The 18,746-nt window shown below is 61.9% G+C and carries 17 protein-coding genes and 2 tRNA genes; 9 read left to right on the top strand and 10 right to left on the bottom strand.

Features of this window, described 5'->3' with window-relative positions; translation table 11 throughout:
• Positions 1-12: 12 nt before the first annotated feature.
• Positions 13-528 carry a 3-hydroxyacyl-[acyl-carrier-protein] dehydratase FabA gene (fabA, locus tag ABIE33_RS21230; RefSeq protein WP_025425501.1) on the bottom strand — a complete coding sequence of 172 codons (516 nt, stop codon included), beginning with the start codon at positions 526-528 and terminating at the stop codon, positions 13-15.
• A gap of 79 nt (positions 529-607) precedes the next feature.
• Here fabA and ABIE33_RS21225 point away from each other — a divergent pair, with 79 nt between their 5' ends.
• Positions 608-829 carry a hypothetical protein gene (locus ABIE33_RS21225; protein ID WP_429129062.1) on the top strand — a complete coding sequence of 74 codons (222 nt, stop codon included), beginning with the start codon at positions 608-610 and terminating at the stop codon, positions 827-829.
• 20 nt (positions 830-849) lie between these two features.
• Positions 850-1,275, top strand: coding sequence for an iron response transcriptional regulator IrrA (gene irrA, locus ABIE33_RS21220; RefSeq protein ID WP_065784909.1), 426 nt, complete (start codon positions 850-852; stop codon positions 1,273-1,275).
• Positions 1,276-1,280: 5 nt separating this feature from the next.
• Here irrA and ABIE33_RS21215 read toward each other — a convergent pair whose 3' ends face one another.
• The 5 genes from ABIE33_RS21215 to ABIE33_RS21195 form a co-directional block, all read right to left on the bottom strand.
• Entirely contained in the window at positions 1,281-1,916 is a 636-nt protein-coding gene (locus tag ABIE33_RS21215; RefSeq protein WP_429129059.1) for a trimeric intracellular cation channel family protein, read from the bottom strand.
• 70 nt (positions 1,917-1,986) lie between these two features.
• On the bottom strand, positions 1,987-2,802 hold the full coding sequence (locus ABIE33_RS21210) for a YdcF family protein (protein WP_429129057.1): 816 nt from the start codon (positions 2,800-2,802) through the stop codon (positions 1,987-1,989).
• A 79-nt stretch (positions 2,803-2,881) separates the two neighbouring features.
• Positions 2,882-4,057, bottom strand: a complete 1,176-nt coding sequence (locus ABIE33_RS21205) for a TMEM43 family protein (RefSeq protein WP_429129054.1) — start codon at positions 4,055-4,057, stop codon at positions 2,882-2,884.
• Positions 4,058-4,226: 169 nt separating this feature from the next.
• Positions 4,227-4,302: transfer RNA gene (locus tag ABIE33_RS21200), tRNA-Ala, on the bottom strand.
• Between the two features lie 290 nt (positions 4,303-4,592).
• A complete protein-coding gene (locus ABIE33_RS21195; protein WP_053251913.1) occupies positions 4,593-4,985 on the bottom strand; it encodes a TIGR02300 family protein in 393 nt (130 codons plus the stop codon).
• Between the two features lie 283 nt (positions 4,986-5,268).
• Between ABIE33_RS21195 and aroA the strand changes: the two genes are divergently transcribed.
• The 3 genes from aroA (at position 5,269) to rpsA (ending at position 9,374) form a co-directional block, all read left to right on the top strand.
• The gene (gene aroA / locus ABIE33_RS21190) at positions 5,269-6,615 is read left to right on the top strand and encodes a 3-phosphoshikimate 1-carboxyvinyltransferase (RefSeq protein ID WP_429129052.1); all 1,347 of its coding nucleotides are present in this window, start codon (positions 5,269-5,271) and stop codon (positions 6,613-6,615) included.
• A 251-nt stretch (positions 6,616-6,866) separates the two neighbouring features.
• Positions 6,867-7,502 (top strand): (d)CMP kinase, encoded by a 636-nt coding sequence (gene cmk, locus ABIE33_RS21185; RefSeq protein ID WP_429129049.1) that lies wholly within the window; start codon positions 6,867-6,869, stop codon positions 7,500-7,502.
• A gap of 165 nt (positions 7,503-7,667) precedes the next feature.
• Positions 7,668-9,374: a 30S ribosomal protein S1 gene (rpsA, locus tag ABIE33_RS21180; RefSeq protein ID WP_429129047.1), complete on the top strand. Its 1,707-nt coding sequence runs from the start codon at positions 7,668-7,670 to the stop codon at positions 9,372-9,374.
• A 255-nt stretch (positions 9,375-9,629) separates the two neighbouring features.
• Here rpsA and ABIE33_RS21175 read toward each other — a convergent pair whose 3' ends face one another.
• Entirely contained in the window at positions 9,630-11,288 is a 1,659-nt protein-coding gene (locus ABIE33_RS21175; RefSeq protein ID WP_429129044.1) for a hypothetical protein, read from the bottom strand.
• A 416-nt stretch (positions 11,289-11,704) separates the two neighbouring features.
• Between ABIE33_RS21175 and ABIE33_RS21170 the strand changes: the two genes are divergently transcribed.
• Complete coding sequence (locus ABIE33_RS21170) at positions 11,705-12,037, top strand: DUF6665 family protein (protein WP_429129042.1); 333 nt, start codon at positions 11,705-11,707, stop codon at positions 12,035-12,037.
• Here the strand turns inward: ABIE33_RS21170 and ABIE33_RS21165 are convergent, their stop codons facing one another.
• Positions 12,038-12,787 carry a hypothetical protein gene (locus tag ABIE33_RS21165; protein WP_429129040.1) on the bottom strand — a complete coding sequence of 250 codons (750 nt, stop codon included), beginning with the start codon at positions 12,785-12,787 and terminating at the stop codon, positions 12,038-12,040. It abuts the gene before it with no gap.
• 136 nt (positions 12,788-12,923) lie between these two features.
• Complete coding sequence (locus tag ABIE33_RS21160) at positions 12,924-13,475, bottom strand: BA14K family protein (RefSeq protein WP_429129039.1); 552 nt, start codon at positions 13,473-13,475, stop codon at positions 12,924-12,926.
• A 217-nt stretch (positions 13,476-13,692) separates the two neighbouring features.
• On the opposite strand from ABIE33_RS21160, the gene ABIE33_RS21155 reads away from it, so the two are divergent.
• The 3 genes from ABIE33_RS21155 (at position 13,693) to ABIE33_RS21145 (ending at position 16,583) form a co-directional block, all read left to right on the top strand.
• Entirely contained in the window at positions 13,693-15,120 is a 1,428-nt protein-coding gene (locus ABIE33_RS21155) for a phosphomannomutase (protein WP_429129036.1), read from the top strand.
• Positions 15,121-15,198: 78 nt separating this feature from the next.
• Positions 15,199-15,285, top strand: a tRNA-Leu gene (locus ABIE33_RS21150).
• A 347-nt stretch (positions 15,286-15,632) separates the two neighbouring features.
• Positions 15,633-16,583 carry an adenylate/guanylate cyclase domain-containing protein gene (locus ABIE33_RS21145; protein ID WP_429129035.1) on the top strand — a complete coding sequence of 317 codons (951 nt, stop codon included), beginning with the start codon at positions 15,633-15,635 and terminating at the stop codon, positions 16,581-16,583.
• A 5-nt stretch (positions 16,584-16,588) separates the two neighbouring features.
• Here the strand turns inward: ABIE33_RS21145 and ABIE33_RS21140 are convergent, their stop codons facing one another.
• The gene (locus tag ABIE33_RS21140; RefSeq protein WP_429129032.1) at positions 16,589-18,589 is read right to left on the bottom strand and encodes an adenylate/guanylate cyclase domain-containing protein; all 2,001 of its coding nucleotides are present in this window, start codon (positions 18,587-18,589) and stop codon (positions 16,589-16,591) included.
• Positions 18,590-18,746: the final 157 nt, after the last annotated feature.

The following is an 18,746-nucleotide window of genomic DNA, read 5'->3' as shown; positions in this document are numbered from 1 at the left end:
AGAACCCGCGGCTTAGTCGGTCTTTTCCTTCGACAGACCGACGCGCAGGTCGGTTGCCTGATAGATGGTCTCGCCATCGGCCTTCAGCCAGCCGTCGGCAGTGCCGAGCACGAGGCGACCACGCATGACCCGCTTGAAATCGATCCCGTACTCGAGCAGCTTGGTATGGGGGCGAACCATGCCCTTGAACTTCACTTCACCTGTTGACAGCGCCATGCCGCGACCCGGTTCGCCGAGCCAACCCAGGAAGAAGCCGGTCAACTGCCACATGCCGTCGAGACCGAGGCAGCCGGGCATGATCGGGTTGCCCTGGAAATGGCAGGGGAAGTACCAGTCGTCCGGGCTGACGTCGTATTCAGCGCGAATGAAACCCTTGTCGAAGGCGCCGCCCGTTTCGGAGATTTCCGTGATGCGATGGACCATGAGCATGGGTGGCAGCGGCAGCTGCGCATTGCCAGGGCCAAACAGTTCGCCTCGGCCGCAGGTCAGGATTTCCTCATAGCTGAAGCTGGATTGTCTGGTCGTCATCAATGGTTGTTTCCCCGAGTAACATAAAGTGTTGTCAGACCTGCTTTAGAGCAAGTTCGCTGCGAAATGAAGCGCGCCGATGGCCGTTTTCGATGTTTCCGACGTCGGCGCCGCCCATTTCGATGGCGATATCGTTCCGTCGTCGCTTACAGGATCAATGTGGGTCCGACCAGAGTTAAATACCAGCCTGCCCCGAAATAGGCCGGTTTTTCAGGCATTCCAGCCGTTCTGCACCTTAGAATCTATTGAAAGAACAGCGCGCAAAAGTTATATCGCAACGGAAGTATTGCAAATTTTATAGGATCCATGGAACGCTCCTTGATGACGAAAGCAACAGAAGTGAGTTCGGAAGAGAGATTGCGCAGCTCGGGCCTGCGCCCGACGCGTCAGCGTGTCGCCCTTGCCGATCTGATCTTCGCCAAGGGCGACCGTCACCTGACCGTTGAAGAATTGCATGAAGAGGCGGTCGTCGCCGGCGTACCGGTTTCACTGGCAACCGTCTACAACACGCTGCATCAGTTCACCGAGGCCGGCATGATCCGCGTGCTCGCGGTGGAAAGTGCCAAGACCTATTTCGACACCAACGTTTCCGACCATCACCACTTCTTCGTCGAAGGCCAGAACGAAGTCCTCGATATTCCGGTGAGCAATATTGAGATCGGCAATCTGCCGGAGCCGCCCGAAGGCATGGAGATTGCCCATGTCGACGTGGTCATTCGTCTCCGCCGCAAGCGCGAACGGTCGTAACCTTCCTACATGACATCGTCGGGGTCGCGGCCGGGGCTTGCCTTGCCAATCGGCAGCGTCCAGCCGTATTTGAGCGCACCCGCACGCACGGTAAAGGCGCAGATCACGCCGAGTGCTGAAGTCGCCGCCAGTGGCAGACCGATCATGGTGGCGACGACGAACACGGCAGAGCCGACCAGAGCCGCCGTCACATAGACTTCCGGACGCAACAGCACCGAAGGCTCGCCCGCCAGGAGGTCGCGCAGGACGCCGCCGAAGGTCGCCGTCAGCATGCCGGTGACAAGGGCAACCCCGGGCGAGCCGGTCGCCGCCAGCCCTTTTGCCGCGCCCATGACGCAATAGGCCGACATGCCGATTGCATCGAGCCAGACCAGCACCCGGTACCGCGAATCGAACAGATGGGCCGTGAAGAACAGAATGACGCTCACAGAAGCGCAGACCAGAAGATAGTTCGGGTTGAGCACCCAGAACACCGGCGTCGCGCCAAGGATGACGTCGCGCATCGTCCCGCCGCCGATGCCGGTGACCGAAGCCAGGAACAGATAGCCGATGATATCGAGCTGCTTGCGCGAAGCCGAGAGCGCTCCCGTCGCGGCAAAGACGGCAACGCCCGCATAGTCGAGGATTTCGAGGATCGTCATGGCCGCTCCGTTGATAGGCGCATCGCTGTTGTTGGTCGCGTTGCAAGCTGGAGCATCTGGGTCCGCCGCGTCAACGGGGTGACGCGTTCGGGGGTGAAACGCTGGGAAGCAGGCTGTCCGTGCGGCTGCCGAAGGAATAGGCGGCCAGCCCGATCCATTCGCGCATTGCCGTCGTCGTCAATTGGGCATTGAGCGAGGGCTGGGTGAAATCGAGGCCGAGCGTGACCGTGCCGCTTGTGCGGTAGTCCGTCGGCCAGGGGGTGACCTCCAGCCCGAGCTTGCGGAAAAGCCCGACCGAACGCGGCATGTGGAAGGCCGAGGTTACCAGCGCGCAGTTGGAAAGCCCGTTTGCCGCCAGCAGCGCCTGCGTGTTGCGGGCATTCTCGAATGTCGTCCTCGACTGCTCCTCGCGGATCAGTCGCTCGGGACCGATGCCGAAGGCGGCAAAGAAGGCTTCCGACGCCTTTGCGTCGCCGTCATAGGCGCCGCTGAACGAACCGTCTCCGCCGGACACCAGGATGCGCGTTTGCGGGTAGCGCTTGGCCAGCATGGCCGTCTCGATGAAGCGGTCGGCGGCCTGGTTGAACTCGATGCCGCCGCGGCTCGCCATCACCTCGTTCTCGAGGGCGCCGCCGAGCACGATGACGCAGGAGAGGGTAGCGGGTGCCGCTGCCGGCCGCGGGAAGCGGTCCTCGAGCATCTGCAGGAAATAGGATCCTGATGTCGTGAACAGGCTGACGAACAGCACCAGCGCGCCGATGAGGCCGAAGGCGGAGCCGCTGCGCCTGAGCCCGGCCGCCGTCATCAGCAGTCCGGCAAGGGCGGCGAAGAACGCCAGGGAAAGAGGCTGCGCGACGAGCCAGAAGATCTTGGAAAGCAGAAACATCAGGCCCTTGTTCTTCGCTGCTATCCCTTAATATTTCGCAAAGCGGGTAGGCCGGGCGTCTCACGCCCGGCGCCGCTGGTCAGGCCGTCACGCCACCGGCAAGCGGTTTCGCCTTGCCGGCGCGAAGATAGCCGATGCCAAAGGCAATGAGCGCGCCGACGGCAACGATCGCCAGCGACAATAGCGGGCGATAGGCAAACCAGGCGACGGCGATGACCAGTGGCCCGAGGATCAGTGTCAGGATCGCGGCGATGATGCCGGTGCCGAATGCGACCACCGAGCCGAGGACCGGAATGACGTCGGCGATGATTGAAATGAGCGACAGCATCAGCGTGAAGCCGATGAACAGGCCGATCAACCCGCCCACCCGAACCAGCCAGGTAATCAGGGTGTTCTCGCTCTGGGCGGCGTCGAACATTTCAGCGGCGCTGGCGATGCCGGCCGAGCTCAGGAACAGGTCACGGCCGTTCGTTGTGCGGTAGGGGGCAAGGCTGCCACCCTTCTGCGCTGCGACGAAGCTCGCTGTCTCCGTGTCTTCGCGGGTAAAGCCGATGCGCAGATCGCCGACGGCCGGGTTCTGGCGATCGGCGGAGACGAAGATCGTCTGGCCGTCGGTCTTGACCGGGCGATTGGTGCCGAGCGCATCGGCGAGGCGCTGCAGATCGGCGTCCGCCATCGGCACAGGGCTGTCGCTGCCAAGATCGGCAACGGCCCTGCCGCTGACGGAAAACGCGCCGAGCATCGCGCGGTCGACAGTGAAGCGCTCGCTCGAGATCGGCATTTCCGGGTTCTGATGCCCGTTGCCGTCACGGAAATCGGCCGAATCGGCGCGGTCGCTCCGCCATTCCTTGGCGTAGGAATAGGTGGTGACCGTTTCCTCGCCGCCGCCGAGCGTCTTGCGCGTCTCGCTCTTCTTTTCCTCGACCCATTGGTACATCTCGACCGAGCGGCGTAGGCCCACGGCCCCCTTCGCGGAGATCCCGAGCTGGCTGTCGGCCGGTGTGCCGACCGGCTCGATCCGACCGGCGATGTGGACGAGCTTGCCCTCGTTACCAGCCTCGACAGCGGCGCTGTCTATGTCGACCACGGCACCGGCGCCCTCGACCAGCGCCCGATAGGTCTTGATCGAACGACCTTCGTTCCAGGCAAGCAACCAGATCATGCCGAAGACCAGGAGCAGCCCGACGAAGATGCCAATGACACCATTCTTAAGGCGCGCAAACCACGACGTTCTGGTCGTTTCGGTAAAACTCATCTGATCCCCCGGCACTTGCATTCGACCCGGATTCGCAAGCGAACCGTTCGATTTTCCCGTTGGTAGCAGAAAAAAAGCGGAAAGGAATATATCGGCCGACATGCGCAGGCGTTTGGCCCAAACATGGTGAAAGGCGGTCAGTTCAAAGGTTTGTATTCGAGGAGAAATTTGGTGGAGCTAAGCGGGATCGAACCGCTGACCTCTTGCATGCCATGCAAGCGCTCTCCCAGCTGAGCTATAGCCCCATATCGGGTCCGGCGAGGCCGGTTCCGGGAAACTTGTCGGGCTGTTGTGCCCGGCGAGTGGCGGCTTATTACTTCTGCTTTTCGCGGATAGCAAGCCGAAAATGTCAGGCCGGCGGAAATAATTTGGCCCCGGCCCGATTTACTCCCGTCCGCGCCATTTGGCAGGGGACGGGAGGCATTCGCGTAATGTTCTTCCGCACAATTCCTTAAGCCAGATCAGATCTAAGGATAAAATTATGCAGCATGTTTAAAGCGTTACGGCGTCATATGACGCGCGGCGCTGTAAGAGCTTAGACGTCGTCGTCGTCGTCGGACACGCCGATGAGGTCGCTCATGTCGTCGTCGTCGTCTTCGTCGTCGGTCTGCAGGAAGGTATCGTCGTCGTCGTCGCCGTCGATCTCCACTTCGTCGTCGCCCAGATCCGGAATCTCGTCGCCGCCGGCTGCTTCGTCGTCAGCTTCCTCGAGCGATACGAGTTCGACTTCCGTGTTCTCGGTGTCGACTTCAGCGACGTCCTCTTCCTCTTCCTTCTCGAGCACCTTGGCAACTGAGGTTTCTTCGAAGAAGGACAGCGGGTAGGACTTGCCGGTGTAGGGGGAAACGATCGGATCACGGTTCAGATCGTAGAATTTGCGCCCCGTTTCCGGGTCAATGCGCTTTGTTCCGAGTTCCGCTTTTGCCACAGTCAAAGCCTCTTGAATGGCCGGCCGAGCCGGCGCTTGCCGGAAAGCCGGCGGGTGGAAAGGATATCAAGCCTATGATGATTAGCCGGTCCCCATAATCATCTTGGCCGCATCTGTCAAAGATAAAACTCGAAAGCCCTGCGCCGCCTGCTTTTTCTTCGGTCGGGAGGATGATCGCGCAATCGCATTGTGATAGGCAGCGCAACGGAAGGTGGTTGCGCAACTATTGCCCTTTCGCCTGTGGCGATGGATGGTGCCGGCCGCAGGTTTGAGGAAGGTTCATATGTCCGCTGGCTTGATCGCAAGGCCTGCCATTGCGCGCAAATCCGAGGCTCTCCGCGGCACGGTGCGCGCCCCCGGCGACAAGTCGATTTCCCATCGCGCCCTGATGCTCGGCGGGCTTGCCGCCGGCCGGACGCGCATTACCGACCTGCTCGAAGGCGACGATGTCGTCCACACCGCAAGGGCGATGCAGGCCCTCGGCGCAACGGTGCGCAAGGAGGGTGAGACCTGGATCGTCGACGGTGTCGGCAACGGTGCGCTGCTCGCGCCCGATGCGCCGCTCGATTTCGGCAATGCCGGTACCGGCTGCCGCCTGACCATGGGGCTCGTCGGCGTCTATGATTTTGCTACCACTTTTATCGGCGATGCCTCGCTGATCAAACGTCCGATGGGCCGCGTTCTCGATCCGCTGCGCCATATGGGCGTTCAGGTGACGGCGGCCGAAGGAGGCTGCCTGCCGGTGACGCTCAGCGGACCGAAGACGGCGAACCCGGTAAGCTATCGCTTGCCGATGGCCTCGGCCCAGGTGAAATCCGCTGTGCTGCTGGCCGGATTGAACGCGCCTGGCATCACCACGGTGATCGAGCCGGTGATGACCCGCGATCATACCGAGAGAATGCTGCAGGCCTTCGGCGCGAACTTGACGGTCGAGACAGGTGCTGGAGGCGAACGCATCATTCGGCTCCAAGGGCAGGGCAGACTGACGGGCCAGGACATCGATGTCCCCGGCGATCCGTCCTCGGCAGCCTTTCCGCTGGTGGCAGCACTTCTCGTGCCGGGTTCCGACATCACCATTCGCAATGTACTGATGAACCCCACCCGCACCGGACTTATCGTGACGCTGCAGGAGATGGGCGCTCAGATAGATGTACTGAATGCGCGGTTCCAAGGCGGCGAGGACGTGGCCGATCTGCGCGTCCGTTCTTCCGAGCTGAAGGGCATTACCGTGCCGGAAGAGCGCGGCCCCTCGATGATCGACGAATACCCGGTGCTTGCCGTCGCGGCGGCATTTGCCGAGGGGCGGACGGTGATGAGTGGCCTTGAGGAACTGCGCGTCAAGGAATCCGATCGGCTTTCCGCCGTTGCCGCCGGGCTCAAGCTCAACGGTGTCGATTGCGAGGAGGCGCCCGCCTCCCTCGTCGTGCATGGTCGCCCCAGCGGCAAGGGCCTCGGCAATGCCGCCGGGGCCGCCGTTGCCACCCATCTCGACCACCGCATCGCCATGAGCTTCCTCGTCATGGGCCTTGCCTCGGAACATACCGTCGCCGTCGACGACGCGACGATAATCACCACCAGTTTTCCTGAGTTCGTGGAGCTTATGACGGGCCTGGGCGCGACGATCGAATGATGCACCTGTAAAATCATAAGGTCGGCGCGACCCGTCGGTAACGTCCATCGGCTATGGTTCAACGAGTTAGGCCCGCTCATGCCCCTTCATTGGCTTTCGTCGGCAATTTGCTATTGGCTATGTTGAATGTATCGGCGATCGTCATACGTGCGCGGCCTGTTGGCAAAGGATGACACACATCGGATGGTGCATGGATTCGCCTGTGATTTTGATCTACAGGCCAGCAACAACATCGATTGCAGGACCACGTAATGATCACCATCGCCATCGACGGACCCGCAGCGGCAGGCAAGGGCACGCTCTCGCGCCAGATCGCCGAAGAGTACGGCTTTCACCACCTCGATACCGGGCTGACCTATCGCGCAACGGCAAAAGCGCTACTCGATGCCGGTCTGCCGCTCGACGATGAGGCGGTGGCCGAGCGCATGGCGCTCGATATCGAACTTTCCGGCCTCGATCGTTCGGTTCTGTCGGCACACGCGATCGGCGAGGCGGCATCGAAGATTGCCGTCATGCCGGCCGTGCGCCGCGCGCTGGTCGAGGCGCAGCGGGCTTTTTCGCGCAAAGAGCCAGGCACCGTGCTCGACGGCCGCGATATCGGCACCGTCGTCTGCCCGGATGCGGCGGTGAAGCTCTACGTCACTGCCTCGCCGGAAGTGCGGGCGAAACGACGTTTTGACGAGATCGTCGGCAACGGCGCCGTCGCCGATTACGCGGCGATTTTCGACGATGTGAAGAAGCGCGACGAGCGCGACATGGGGCGGGCCGACAGTCCTTTGCGCCCCGCCGATGACGCGCACTTGCTTGATACGTCTGAAATGAGTATAGAGGCGGCGTTTCAGGCCGCGAAGTCTTTGATCGATGCGGCCCTGATCAAGAAGATCTGAAGAAGAGCCTTTTCGCGACACTGTCAGGATCGCTCTTCTTGCATAAGCCTGAAATTCCGTCCACGCGCCGGATTGTCCCTTTGATGGGACGGACTGGGTTCAGGCCTGTTCAACACCAGCCCCCGGCGCATGTGCGTCTCTATTTGAGATGCATCAGGAGATTCCATGTCTGCTACCAACCCAACCCGTGATGATTTCGCAGCGCTTCTCGAAGAATCCTTCGCGAAGACCGATCTTGCCGAAGGCTATGTTGCCAAGGGCATCGTCACGGCCATCGAAAAGGACGTCGCCGTTGTCGACGTCGGTCTGAAGGTCGAAGGCCGCATCGCTCTGAAGGAATTCGGCGCGAAGGCCAAGGACGGCTCGCTCAAGGTCGGCGACGAAGTCGAAGTCTACGTTGAGCGCATCGAAAACGCGCTCGGCGAAGCTGTTCTTTCGCGCGAAAAGGCTCGCCGCGAAGAAAGCTGGATGCGCCTGGAAGTGAAGTTCGAAGCCGGCGAACGCGTCGAAGGCATCATCTTCAACCAGGTCAAGGGTGGCTTCACCGTCGATCTCGACGGCGCTGTAGCCTTCCTTCCGCGTTCGCAGGTCGACATCCGTCCGATCCGCGACGTGACCCCGCTGATGCACAACCCGCAGCCCTTCGAAATCCTCAAGATGGACAAGCGTCGCGGCAACATCGTCGTTTCGCGTCGTACCGTTCTCGAAGAATCCCGTGCCGAACAGCGTTCTGAAATCGTTCAGAACCTTGAAGAAGGCCAGGTTGTCGAAGGCGTCGTCAAGAACATCACCGATTACGGTGCGTTCGTCGACCTCGGCGGCATCGACGGCCTGCTCCATGTCACCGACATGGCATGGCGTCGCGTGAACCATCCGTCGGAGATCCTGAACATCGGCCAGCAGGTCAAGGTTCAGATCATCCGCATCAACCAGGAAACCCACCGCATCTCGCTCGGCATGAAGCAGCTCGAGTCGGATCCGTGGGATGGCATCGGTGCGAAGTATCCGGTCGGCAAGAAGATCTCGGGTACCGTCACGAACATCACCGACTACGGTGCGTTCGTCGAGCTGGAGCCGGGCATCGAAGGCCTGATCCACATCTCCGAAATGTCCTGGACCAAGAAGAACGTACACCCCGGCAAGATCCTGTCCACGAGCCAGGAAGTCGACGTTGTCGTTCTCGAAGTCGATCCGACCAAGCGTCGCATCTCGCTCGGCCTCAAGCAGACGCTCGAGAACCCGTGGCAGGCATTCGCGCATAGCCATCCGGCTGGCACCGAAGTTGAAGGCGAAGTCAAGAACAAGACCGAATTCGGCCTGTTCATCGGCCTCGATGGCGACGTTGACGGCATGGTGCACCTTTCCGACCTCGACTGGAACCGTCCGGGCGAGCAGGTCATCGAAGAGTTCAACAAGGGCGACGTCGTTCGCGCCGTTGTTCTCGACGTCGACGTCGACAAGGAGCGCATCTCGCTCGGTATCAAGCAGCTCGGCAAGGATGCAGTCGGCGATGCCGCTGCTTCGGGCGAACTGCGCAAGAACGCTGTTGTTTCGGCCGAGATCATCGCCGTCAACGACGGTGGTATCGAAGTGAAGCTCGTCAACCACGAGGACATCACCGCGTTCATCCGCCGCGCCGATCTGTCGCGTGACCGCGACGAACAGCGTCCGGAGCGTTTCTCGGTTGGCCAGGTTGTCGACGCACGCGTCACCAACTTCTCCAAGAAGGACCGCAAGATCCAGCTGTCGATCAAGGCTCTGGAAATCGCGGAAGAGAAGGAAGCCGTTGCTCAGTTCGGTTCGTCCGACTCGGGCGCTTCGCTCGGCGACATTCTCGGCGCCGCTCTGAAGAGCCGCCAGAACAACGAGTAATCGTTGCCTGACGCCTGAAATGAAAAGGCCCGCGGAGAGCGATCTCCGCGGGCTTTTGCTTGTGAGCATTTCGCTCGGCTGCAGCGTCCTTGGGCTTGCTGCATAGTTCTCTCGAAACCGCTTCCGAGCTAAAGCACGTCGCGATCTCCAGGATTTCGCTTACGGCACTTTCAGCTCTTGTTTTTGCGCATGTCGTTATCGCAAGACCGCTGCACACTTTTGCGCGACATGCTTTCGGCGATCATTCCGGAGGGATCAGCCGAGACCGCCGAGCTTGCGATAGAGCTCGTAGACGTCGGGCTCGGCATTCTGGTCGTCGCCCGTTTCAGCCCTGCCGTCTTCAGTCTGCTGGCCGTCCTTCGTGGCTTCACCGTCGTCCTGTGCTGCCTCGCGGTCGCCCTGTGCGGCTTCGCCATCGTCCTGTGCGGCTTCGCCGTCGCCGTTCGGCTCTTCGCCGCCTTCGCCTCCGCCTTCTTCTCGCTCGCTCTTTTCCGTCTCGCTCTTCACGTCCTCGACTGCGATCGGATAGGGGATCATCGCAAACGGGATCGCTTCGCGCGGCAGGCCATTCTCGATCAACCGTGCGATTGCCTGCTGCATCGCCGGGTCGTCAACCGGCTTCTGGGGCCGCTGGGCGGCAGCGGCACCTGCCGGCCCCGGTTGCTCCATCTGGTCTTCCGCAACGCTCAGAGCGGCAAGCTCGGCGCCTGCAGTCGTATCGCGGGGGCGGAGCGGGTTTGCACGGCTCGGCTCAGCGCTATCCCTCTCTGTTTGGCGCGCTGCTGCGTTGGCTTCGGCGCTTTCGATTTCGGATGCGATCACTTCGGGCCTGTCGGTACCTGCAGGATCTCCCGGCAGGCCGAGCGTATCGCGCACGATCGTCTTCAGCGCGTCCGAAAGCGTGCGGTCCGTACGGTCCTCGTTGCCGCGCGTCGTTGCCCTGTCGTTCTGCGGGTGATGCTCGCCGTCGGGCAGGGGACGATAGGTGCCGTCCGGCTCCTGGGCTTCGTCGGCGCGGCCCGCCTCGGTGCCGGCATCCGTTCGGGTAGCGCCGCTGCGCGCTCCCGCGTCCCTGGCCTTTGCGGCCAAATCGGCATCGTCAGCCGTGGTGGCAGCGTGCGATGAGCCATCATCTTCATCTTCGACCGCGACCTTGCCGGTGGCAGCCTCCGGATCGACGGCTTCGGGGTCGGTGTCGCCGTTGATGATGGCGGCCAGAGCTTCGATCTCGGGGCCATCAAGCGAGGGTAGCCGGCCGGGCATCGTTCTCGGTTCTCCTCGCTCCGGAGAGGTCTGAGGCCGTACTGGTGCTTCGTCTTCAGCAGGAAGCGCCGCGTCCACCTCATCCGATGCCCGGCTCGAGGTGTCACTCTCGTTGCCGACGCCAAAGGTTTTTTTCAGCACGGTTTGCAGCAAGGCGACTTCGCTTGCAGCCGGTGCCCTGGCGGCGGCCAGATGCAGCGGGATGGCCGGTTGCAGGGGCGGATTGCTGAGGCTGGGCGATGCTGCGCCCATGGAGGGTGGCGCCGCACCATTTCGGATCGCCGGCAGGTCTGCGAGGATACCGACCCGCAGCGCCAGGCTGCGGCCGCCCAGTTGCCGCTCAAGCGCCAGGCGTTCCGGCATCGGCATGGATTCGAGAAAGGTGACGAGCCGGCGCACGAAGTCGCGCCCGCCCTCCTGTGGCAGCGGCGGAAACTTGAGGATGCGGGCGAGGTCCTCCATCAGCCGCACGAGCGCATCCTTGGACAGGATCTCGCGGCCGGCGAGATGCCGGGTCAGTGCATCAAGGATCTTCTGTATCGCTTCGCCGCGCTGGGCGGCAGTAAGGGGGGCTGCCGGTTGCTGGGGCCGCGTGGTCGCCTCCTCGGCAAGTCCGCTCGCGGTTCTGACCGTGAGAATGGGTGTCAGCATTCTGGTCTCCCTCTCGCTTGACCCTCGAATTGACGCGCGGCCGTTGATAGCCGGTCGCAGAATTCCACGCGGTTCCACCGATCACCTCGACCGTCAGTCGGGCAGGTTGTCACTTCGGTTCGGGCTGGCGCCTCATGCGCGTCTCGGCCAACCGGCCAGACCTGCCGCAGCTTGGCTGCGGATACGGCAATCGGCATGATGCTTCGATGCTAGGCGAGACAGGTTTATGAAATCTTAACCATGCGATCAGGCGCACGGAGCTGGCAGCATCCTGGTCGCGGGCTCCGCTGCGAGCCATGTTTTCCACACGACCCCTTTGCATCGGGATCGATCTGGCGGCAAGATCAGGCAGCCACCTCGATTGAGCGCCGTGGACAACGAGTGGCCCTATCCGTGTTAGAGCCATGGAGTTTCGGATGACCGTTCGCCCTCCAAAATCCTTCAGCACCTCCTATTCCGCCTCGGGTGCCCTTAGCGCCCTCGAATACGAACTGCTTTCGGAGCGCGCCGACGCGCTCGGGCGGCACGGCCTCAAGGTCGAAAAGGCGATCGCGGCGTTGCAGGTGCTCGACCGGAATGAAACCACCCCAGAACAACGCGAGACCCTGCTCGACGATGCAGCCGATGCCGTCTGGGCGTTTTTTATTCAGCGAGAAATCTGCGGCCTGCGCGACAGCCGCGACGCGGTTCGGCGCTATGGCATACCCAGCCAGGTCATGGCCCGGTTGGGCATCGTCCGTCGAAAATGATCAGGCGGCGATAAATGTCTGGCTGGCAAGGCTGTAGAGCCCGATCTCGTCGATCTCGAGTGGCAACGGTCGCTTGGAGTCTTCCAGCTCGTCCTTGACCAGGAGCGCTTGCAACTCCTTCTGCTGCTCGACGACAGTGTCCGTGTCGGCAAAACGGGTCGGGTCACCGGTCAGGCGATCGAGTTGCCGTTCGTCCAACGATTTCGTCTCCGCCGCATCGGCAAGGCGTTGTACCGCCTTCGTCGCGCCAGTGCCCTGACCGGTGGTTGCAGCACCCTTGGCCTCGAGCGCCTCGTCCAGCTTCTTGCCCTGGCTGCCATCGGGATTCTTGATCGCTTCGACCAGTTCGTTCAGCGAAACATTCAGATTCGCCAGTCCCAGCTTTTTCTCGATGTCTTTGATGGCGGCAGGCGTCAGGCCCTCGACGATCTTTTCCAGTTCGCTGCCGAAGGCGAAATCCGATTTGAAATCCTCTCGCTTCAAGTCGAAGAACGCGCCGACTTCCCGGATCAGCACCATCCGGTTGCTGTTGGCATCGTTTCCGGCTTGATTGAAGAAGTGATCGTTGATCTTGGTGTTCGCCGCCTTCTGGGCGTCGTCCGACTTCACCTGGGCCTTCAGGATCTTGTCGTCCTTGGTGCCTTTGGCCTTTTCGTCCTCTTCCGCCTGGCGCCTTTCGATATCCTTCAGGATCGAGCCGACCAGATTGGTCGTCGCGGTGGCGTTGGATTGCTGGGTCGGGAGCAGCATCGTTTCATTCCGGCAAAAGGTTGCGAGCGTGATGAAACGGTAAGGTGACGAGGTTAATTGCCGCTTAACCGATCTTTCCAAGAAATTGGAGTTGGGAAAGCGGCGCAACGCTGGAGCTGCGCCGCTTGGGCGTGACCTATCGATAGGGCGAGTAGCAGGCGCGATAGACGCCCCGGTAGGTGAGGAACCGGTTGGTTGCCGGATTGTAGGAGCGGTAGCGCGACAGGCACCAGCTCACATGCGCGCTGGTGCCGCGGCGAACATAGTTGTCGCGATAGTAGTAGCGCTCCCGGTAGTAACGACGTGGATAGTAGTCGTCGTAGTAGCGGGGGTAGTTATTGTAGTAGCGGGGGTAGTTGTTGTAGTAGCCGCCATAGCTCTGCCCGAAATAGAGGCTGAAGCCCGAACCAGAATACGGGCCGCCCCATCCTCGCCGATAGGACGGTCCCCAGCCGCCGCCGTAGTAGCCTGGTCCCCAGCCACCACGCCAACCGCCACCCCAACCATTGGGATACATAACGCCTCCGTATCGCCTGTACGGGTAGTATTGAACGTTCTGGACGTCGCCTTGCGTCTTGATCTGAAGGTCGTGTGCCGGTAGCGGCATGGCCTGGGCGGGCGCGCCCGGGGTCATCAGGGAGGCGGCGGCCAGGGCGCAGCCGACAACGAAATTCCGAAATCCCGTCATGCTTTCCTCGCTTTCCGAAAGGGTTGCTTTTCGGTTGTGTCCCTGCTTCACATTACGTGTTTTTTTCTTGGTTTATTCATGGCGAAACGGTGCCGCTCCGCTTGGCTTTCGGTTGGATTTCCACGTTGTCCGTCTTTTAGTCAGGATGCGCCGTTGCGTTTGCCATGTCACTGTTATTTTTGCCTATTGTCAGCAGCCGGCGTTTGCGGAGTATGAGATGCAATTGAAGTTCGGTACCAGCGGCCTGCGTGGCCTGTCCGAGGAGCTGAAAGGCGAGCCGTCTGCACGCTATGCTAAAGCCTTCGCGCGGCACCTGATCGTCTCTGGGCAGGCGAAGGCGGGGGATCCGATCCTGATTGCCGGCGACTTCCGCGATTCCAGCCCTGAAATTACGGCCGTTTGCGCCGACGCCCTCAAGAGCGAAGGCTTTCGCGTGTTCGATTGCGGCACGGTGCCTACGCCTGCTTTGGCGCTCTACGGTCTCGTCCATAAAGCCGCGGGCTTGATGATCACGGGCTCGCATATTCCCGCCGATCGCAACGGCATCAAATTCTACCGGCCGGACGGCGAAATCGACAAGGACGACGAACTGGCGATCAGCGCTCTCGCCGACGCGATTGCCGGCAAGAGCGTGCCTGCGGCCGGCTCAGGCGAAGACCATGCGGCCTTGGCTGAAGATCTGTTCCTTCAGCGCAACAGGGATCTTTTACCGCCCGGATCGCTTCGCGGTTTGCGCATTGGGGTCTATCAGCACAGCACTGTTGCCCGCGACCTGCTCGTCGAGTTCCTGACGCATCTCGGGGCCGAGACGATCGCTCTCGGCCGATCCGAGGACTTCGTGCCTGTCGATACCGAGGCTGTTTCGCCTGAGACGCTCGTCAAGCTTGCCGGCTGGGCTCCCGAACATCGCCTGGATGCGATCGTTTCGGCCGATGGCGACGGCGACCGGCCGCTGGTTGCCGACGAAAAAGGCGCTCCGCTTCGAGGCGACCTGCTCGGCCTCGTCGCCTGTGAGTTCCTCGGCGCTCAGGTGGCCGTGACGCCGGTCACCTCCAATTCCGGCCTCGAACGTGCCGAAGGCCTTTCGGTCATCCGCACCCGCGTCGGTTCGCCCTATGTCATCGCGGGAATGGCGCAAGCGGTTGCGGATGGTGCGACGAAGGTCGCCGGGTTCGAAGCCAACGGCGGCACGCTGACCGCCAGCGACTTCCCCGTCGGCAATGGTGTTCTCAAGGCCCTGCCCACCCGTGACAGTTTCCTGCCGATCCTCGCGGTGCTCGCGCGCGCCGCCGAGCGCCGGGTGACCCTCTCGGCGCTGGCCGCATCCTATCGCCTTCCGGTCGCGCTCAGCGACCGGCTCGAAAACTTCCCGGTCGAAACCAGCGCTCGGCTCATGGCTTTTCTGCACGGTGGGGCAGAGAACCTTGCCGGGTTTCTCGCCGAAATTGGTCGCCCCGTCGCCGTCAGCGACATCGATGGCCTGCGTGTCACCCTTGCCGATGGCCGCACTGTTCATTTCCGCCCGTCCGGCAACGCGCCGGAGATGCGCTGCTATGTCGAAGCCGAAACGGCGGCTGAAGCGGAAGCACTGCTTGCTCAAGGACTTTCCACAATCAGGTCCTGGGCAAAAGCGACGTCAAACTGACCTTTTTCGTGTTCTGACACGAAAACTTCAAAATGCCTGTTGACACTTCGGCTCGGGCCTTTTACATGCCGGTCCGTCGCCCAGATGGCGGAATTGGTAGACGCGCCAGCTTCAGGTGCTGGTACTCGAAAGGGTGTGGAGGTTCGAGTCCTCTTCTGGGCACCATTCCTTTAGCCAAACATTTGTTTTGGTTTGAAAAACCCCGGCTTGCCGGGGTTTTTTCGTTTCGGGATTTCAGCCGTCGCGGCAAGCCAAGACCGCAAGCCACCACAACGAAAATTTCCCAAATTCCTGTGCCCGAAGCGACGCGGCGGAACCTGCCTTCCCACGTCGGATTCTCGCGCGTGCCGGCGCGCCGATCGCGCCATTTCGGTAGTGTTCAGCGGATCGACGCCATTAGGGGTGTCGGCCGGGGACGAGCGCTCCTGTCGGCGCATCTTGCGATCTGTGTTAGGCTCACTACTATCTGTTTGTCCGCTGCGGTGGCGGATCTTATGCGAGGATCTACCGCGATGGCTGAAACGCGTCGCAAGCTGACGACCATCTTCTCCGCTGATGTCCAGGACTATACCCGCCTGATGCGGGCGGACGAGGAGGGTACGCTTGCCACTCTCAAACGCTACCGGGATGCCATGACACGCCTGATCGAGGCGCATGGCGGCCGGGTCATCAATACCTGGGGGGATGGGCTGATCGCCGATTTCCCCAGTGTCGTCGAGGCGTTGCGCGCGGCGATCGATGTCCAGAGCGAGCTGGCCGGATACAACGCGAAAAGCGCAGACGATGCGCAGATGCTGTTTCGCATTGGCATCAACCTCGGCGACGTGATCGCCGAGGACGACGATATCTACGGCGATGGCGTCAATGTTGCCGCTCGCCTGCAGGCTTCCGCCCCTGCCGGCGGCATCGTGATCTCCAACACGGTCTACGACCAGGTGCGCAACAAGGTATCCGTCGGCTTCGAGTTCCTCGGCCAGCTTGAGGTCAAGAACATCGACGGCGGCGTGCCGAGCTACGCCGTGCGCATCGGTGCGTCCGATGCGCACCCGGCGATAGCGCTTGGAGCCTTTGGCCGCTCTGGCGGTGCCGCGCGTACAGACGCCGGCCAGCCCGATGCGGCGCGAGCCGATGGGGTGATCGCGGCGATCAGGCGCGGATCGCTCCCTGTGCTCGCCGTAATCGCAGCGGGATTGGTCGCGCTCAATCTGCTCACCTGGAACGAAGTCTTCTGGTCCGTCTGGCCGTTGCTCGGCCTTGGCATTCTTTGGGGCCTTGCCTGGCTGAAGGCAAACAGCTGGGTAGATCGGCGCATCGGCACGCTTGCGCTTGCTGGACTGGTGCTCCTCACCGTCAATCTGTTGACCTGGCGCGGCGTGTTCTGGGCTATCTGGCCGCTGCTCGCGCTCGCTGTGGCCGCAGGCATTCGCTGGGTGACCCGACCGCGCCGCAGCGCTGGGCCCTAAGGCCCTTAAGCGCTTTCACTGCCTTGCGTGTGTTCCGGCTTGGCTGGCGGCGCTTCCGCCGGTGCTGTTGCTTCCGGCTTGGCGCTCAGCACCTCGTAGATATCGAGTGCCGTGGTTCGCCCCTTTGCCTGCGCCGATCCAAGCGGCCGGAAGGTGATCGCATCGGACGCCTGGGCGACCACTGCGCCGCTTGCCATGATCGTCGTGCCGTAGTTCTTGTTCATTCCTTCGAGCCGCGAGGCGACGTTCACGGTGTCGCCCATGGCGGTATATTGCAGCCGCTCCTTGGCGCCGACGCTGCCGACGACGGCGGTGCCGGTGTGGATGCCGAAGCGGGTGCGGAACTCCGGCAGGCCCTTCTTGCGCTGCGCTTCGTTGAATGCCTGCAGCCGTTCCTCGACCGCCAGCGCGCACCGACAGGCGTTCTCCGCATGGCGCTCGTCCGGCGCCGGCGCGTTCCACATGGCAAACACCGAATCGCCGAGGAACTGGATGATCGTGCCGTCATGGGCATCGACGACCTCGCTGAAGATGTCGAAATATTCCGAAAGCATCGCCACCACTTCTTCCGGCGCGTGCTGCTCGCTCAAGGTGGTGAAATCGTAGATATCGGTGAAAAGTGCCGTAACCTCCTGGCGCCAGGCCGAGCGGCCGCTGAACTGGCCGGATTCGATGCCCTTGCGCACCAGTTCCCTCGGTACGTACAGCGCGAAGGTGAAGATCGCGTCGCGCGCCCGGTTCATCGCACCGCCGAGCGTGGAAATCTCGCTGACATGCGACGACACGTCGATCGGCGTGGTGAAGTCCAGGTCCTGCAGCCGGTTGGCGCTGGCGGTCAACTGGTTCAGTCCCTTGGTGATCAGATGCGCAAGCACCAGGGAGGCGAGCACCGCGAGCGCCACGACCGCTGCGGAAATTGCCAATCCCTGCACGAGCGTCCGGTTAGCCTCTGCCATCAGTTCATCGAGCGGCGCGGCCACCACGGCGCGGTTGCCGGAGAGAAGCAGCGCGGATTCGAGCGGCGTCACCATGACGAGATAGGTTCGGTCTCCGACTTCGACGAAGTCGGCCTTGCCGGGCGCTGGCGGATTGAGACGGATGCTCTTGATCAGGGGGTCGCTCTCAGCCTGAACGATCGGGCCATCCTTATCCTTCGCCGCCATGATGCGTCGCATCATCACCCGGTCGGAATGGATGATCGGTCTACCGACGGCATCGAGGATGAAAGAGACCGAGCCCGCCGTCAGCCGCTCGCGGGCGAGGAAATCGGTGATCGTATCGAGGATTACGTCGGCGCCGATGACGATCTGCGGATTGCCGCGATGGGCCTGCGAGATCGTCATTCCAAGCGTTTCGGTCGTGGCACTTTCGTAGGGGCCGGTCGAGACCGCAGCCTTTCCGTTTACGGCCGCTCGATACCAAGGCCTGGTTCGTGGGTCGAAGTCTGAGGGTGGCACGCGCCGTTCGGAGAATTGCGTACCATCCTTGTCCAGGAAGAGCACTCGCTGGAGGGGCTTGCCGCTTGCATCCTTTTCCATCGAGCGCACGGCAATGGCCGCGCCGCGCGGCGCATCGAGCGCCATGCGCCATGCGATCTGCTTGAGGTCGACCATCTGAAAGAAGGCGCCGTTGGGGTAGCCGACATAGACCCCGTCGATATGCGGCGAACGGGTAATGCCCTCGCGCAGGACTGCCACCTTGTCGTTCATCCGCTCCGGTGGCGGCACGAGGAAGGAATTGGCAACCGACGAGACGAGGCTGACGAGCGCGGAGGTATCACCTGAGAGTACGCCCAGCCGGTCGACCAACCGGCTCATGAAGCCATGCATATTGGCCTCTGCATCCGCGATCGCGGCATTGCGCGAGCGGTTATAGTCAAGCCCGACGAGGATCGTGGAAACGGCGATCAGCATGGCGACCATAACCAGGCTGAACAGTGACCGGAGGGAACTGTTCCAGCCATCGCTTGTTCTGCTTTGTCGAGCGTCGGGCGCCTTGTCTGCCATTACGGGCCTCTGGTTTCGCTCTACACTACGGTTTGTACTGTTCCGGCGACTTTTGCGTGTGCCGATGATATACATGCCGCCGCTGCGTTGAACTCTATATGCAATTCCCATAAAACACGTTAATCGGCGGGATGCACGAACCCGCCGAAATCCACCC

Origin of the sequence: Ensifer sp. 4252 (genome assembly GCF_050434565.1) — a bacterium.
In the GTDB taxonomy this organism is placed as follows: Bacteria; Pseudomonadota; Alphaproteobacteria; order Rhizobiales; family Rhizobiaceae; genus Ensifer.
The sequence above is the reverse complement of the archived record's forward strand: the minus strand, read 5'-3'. Positions and strand labels throughout refer to the sequence as shown.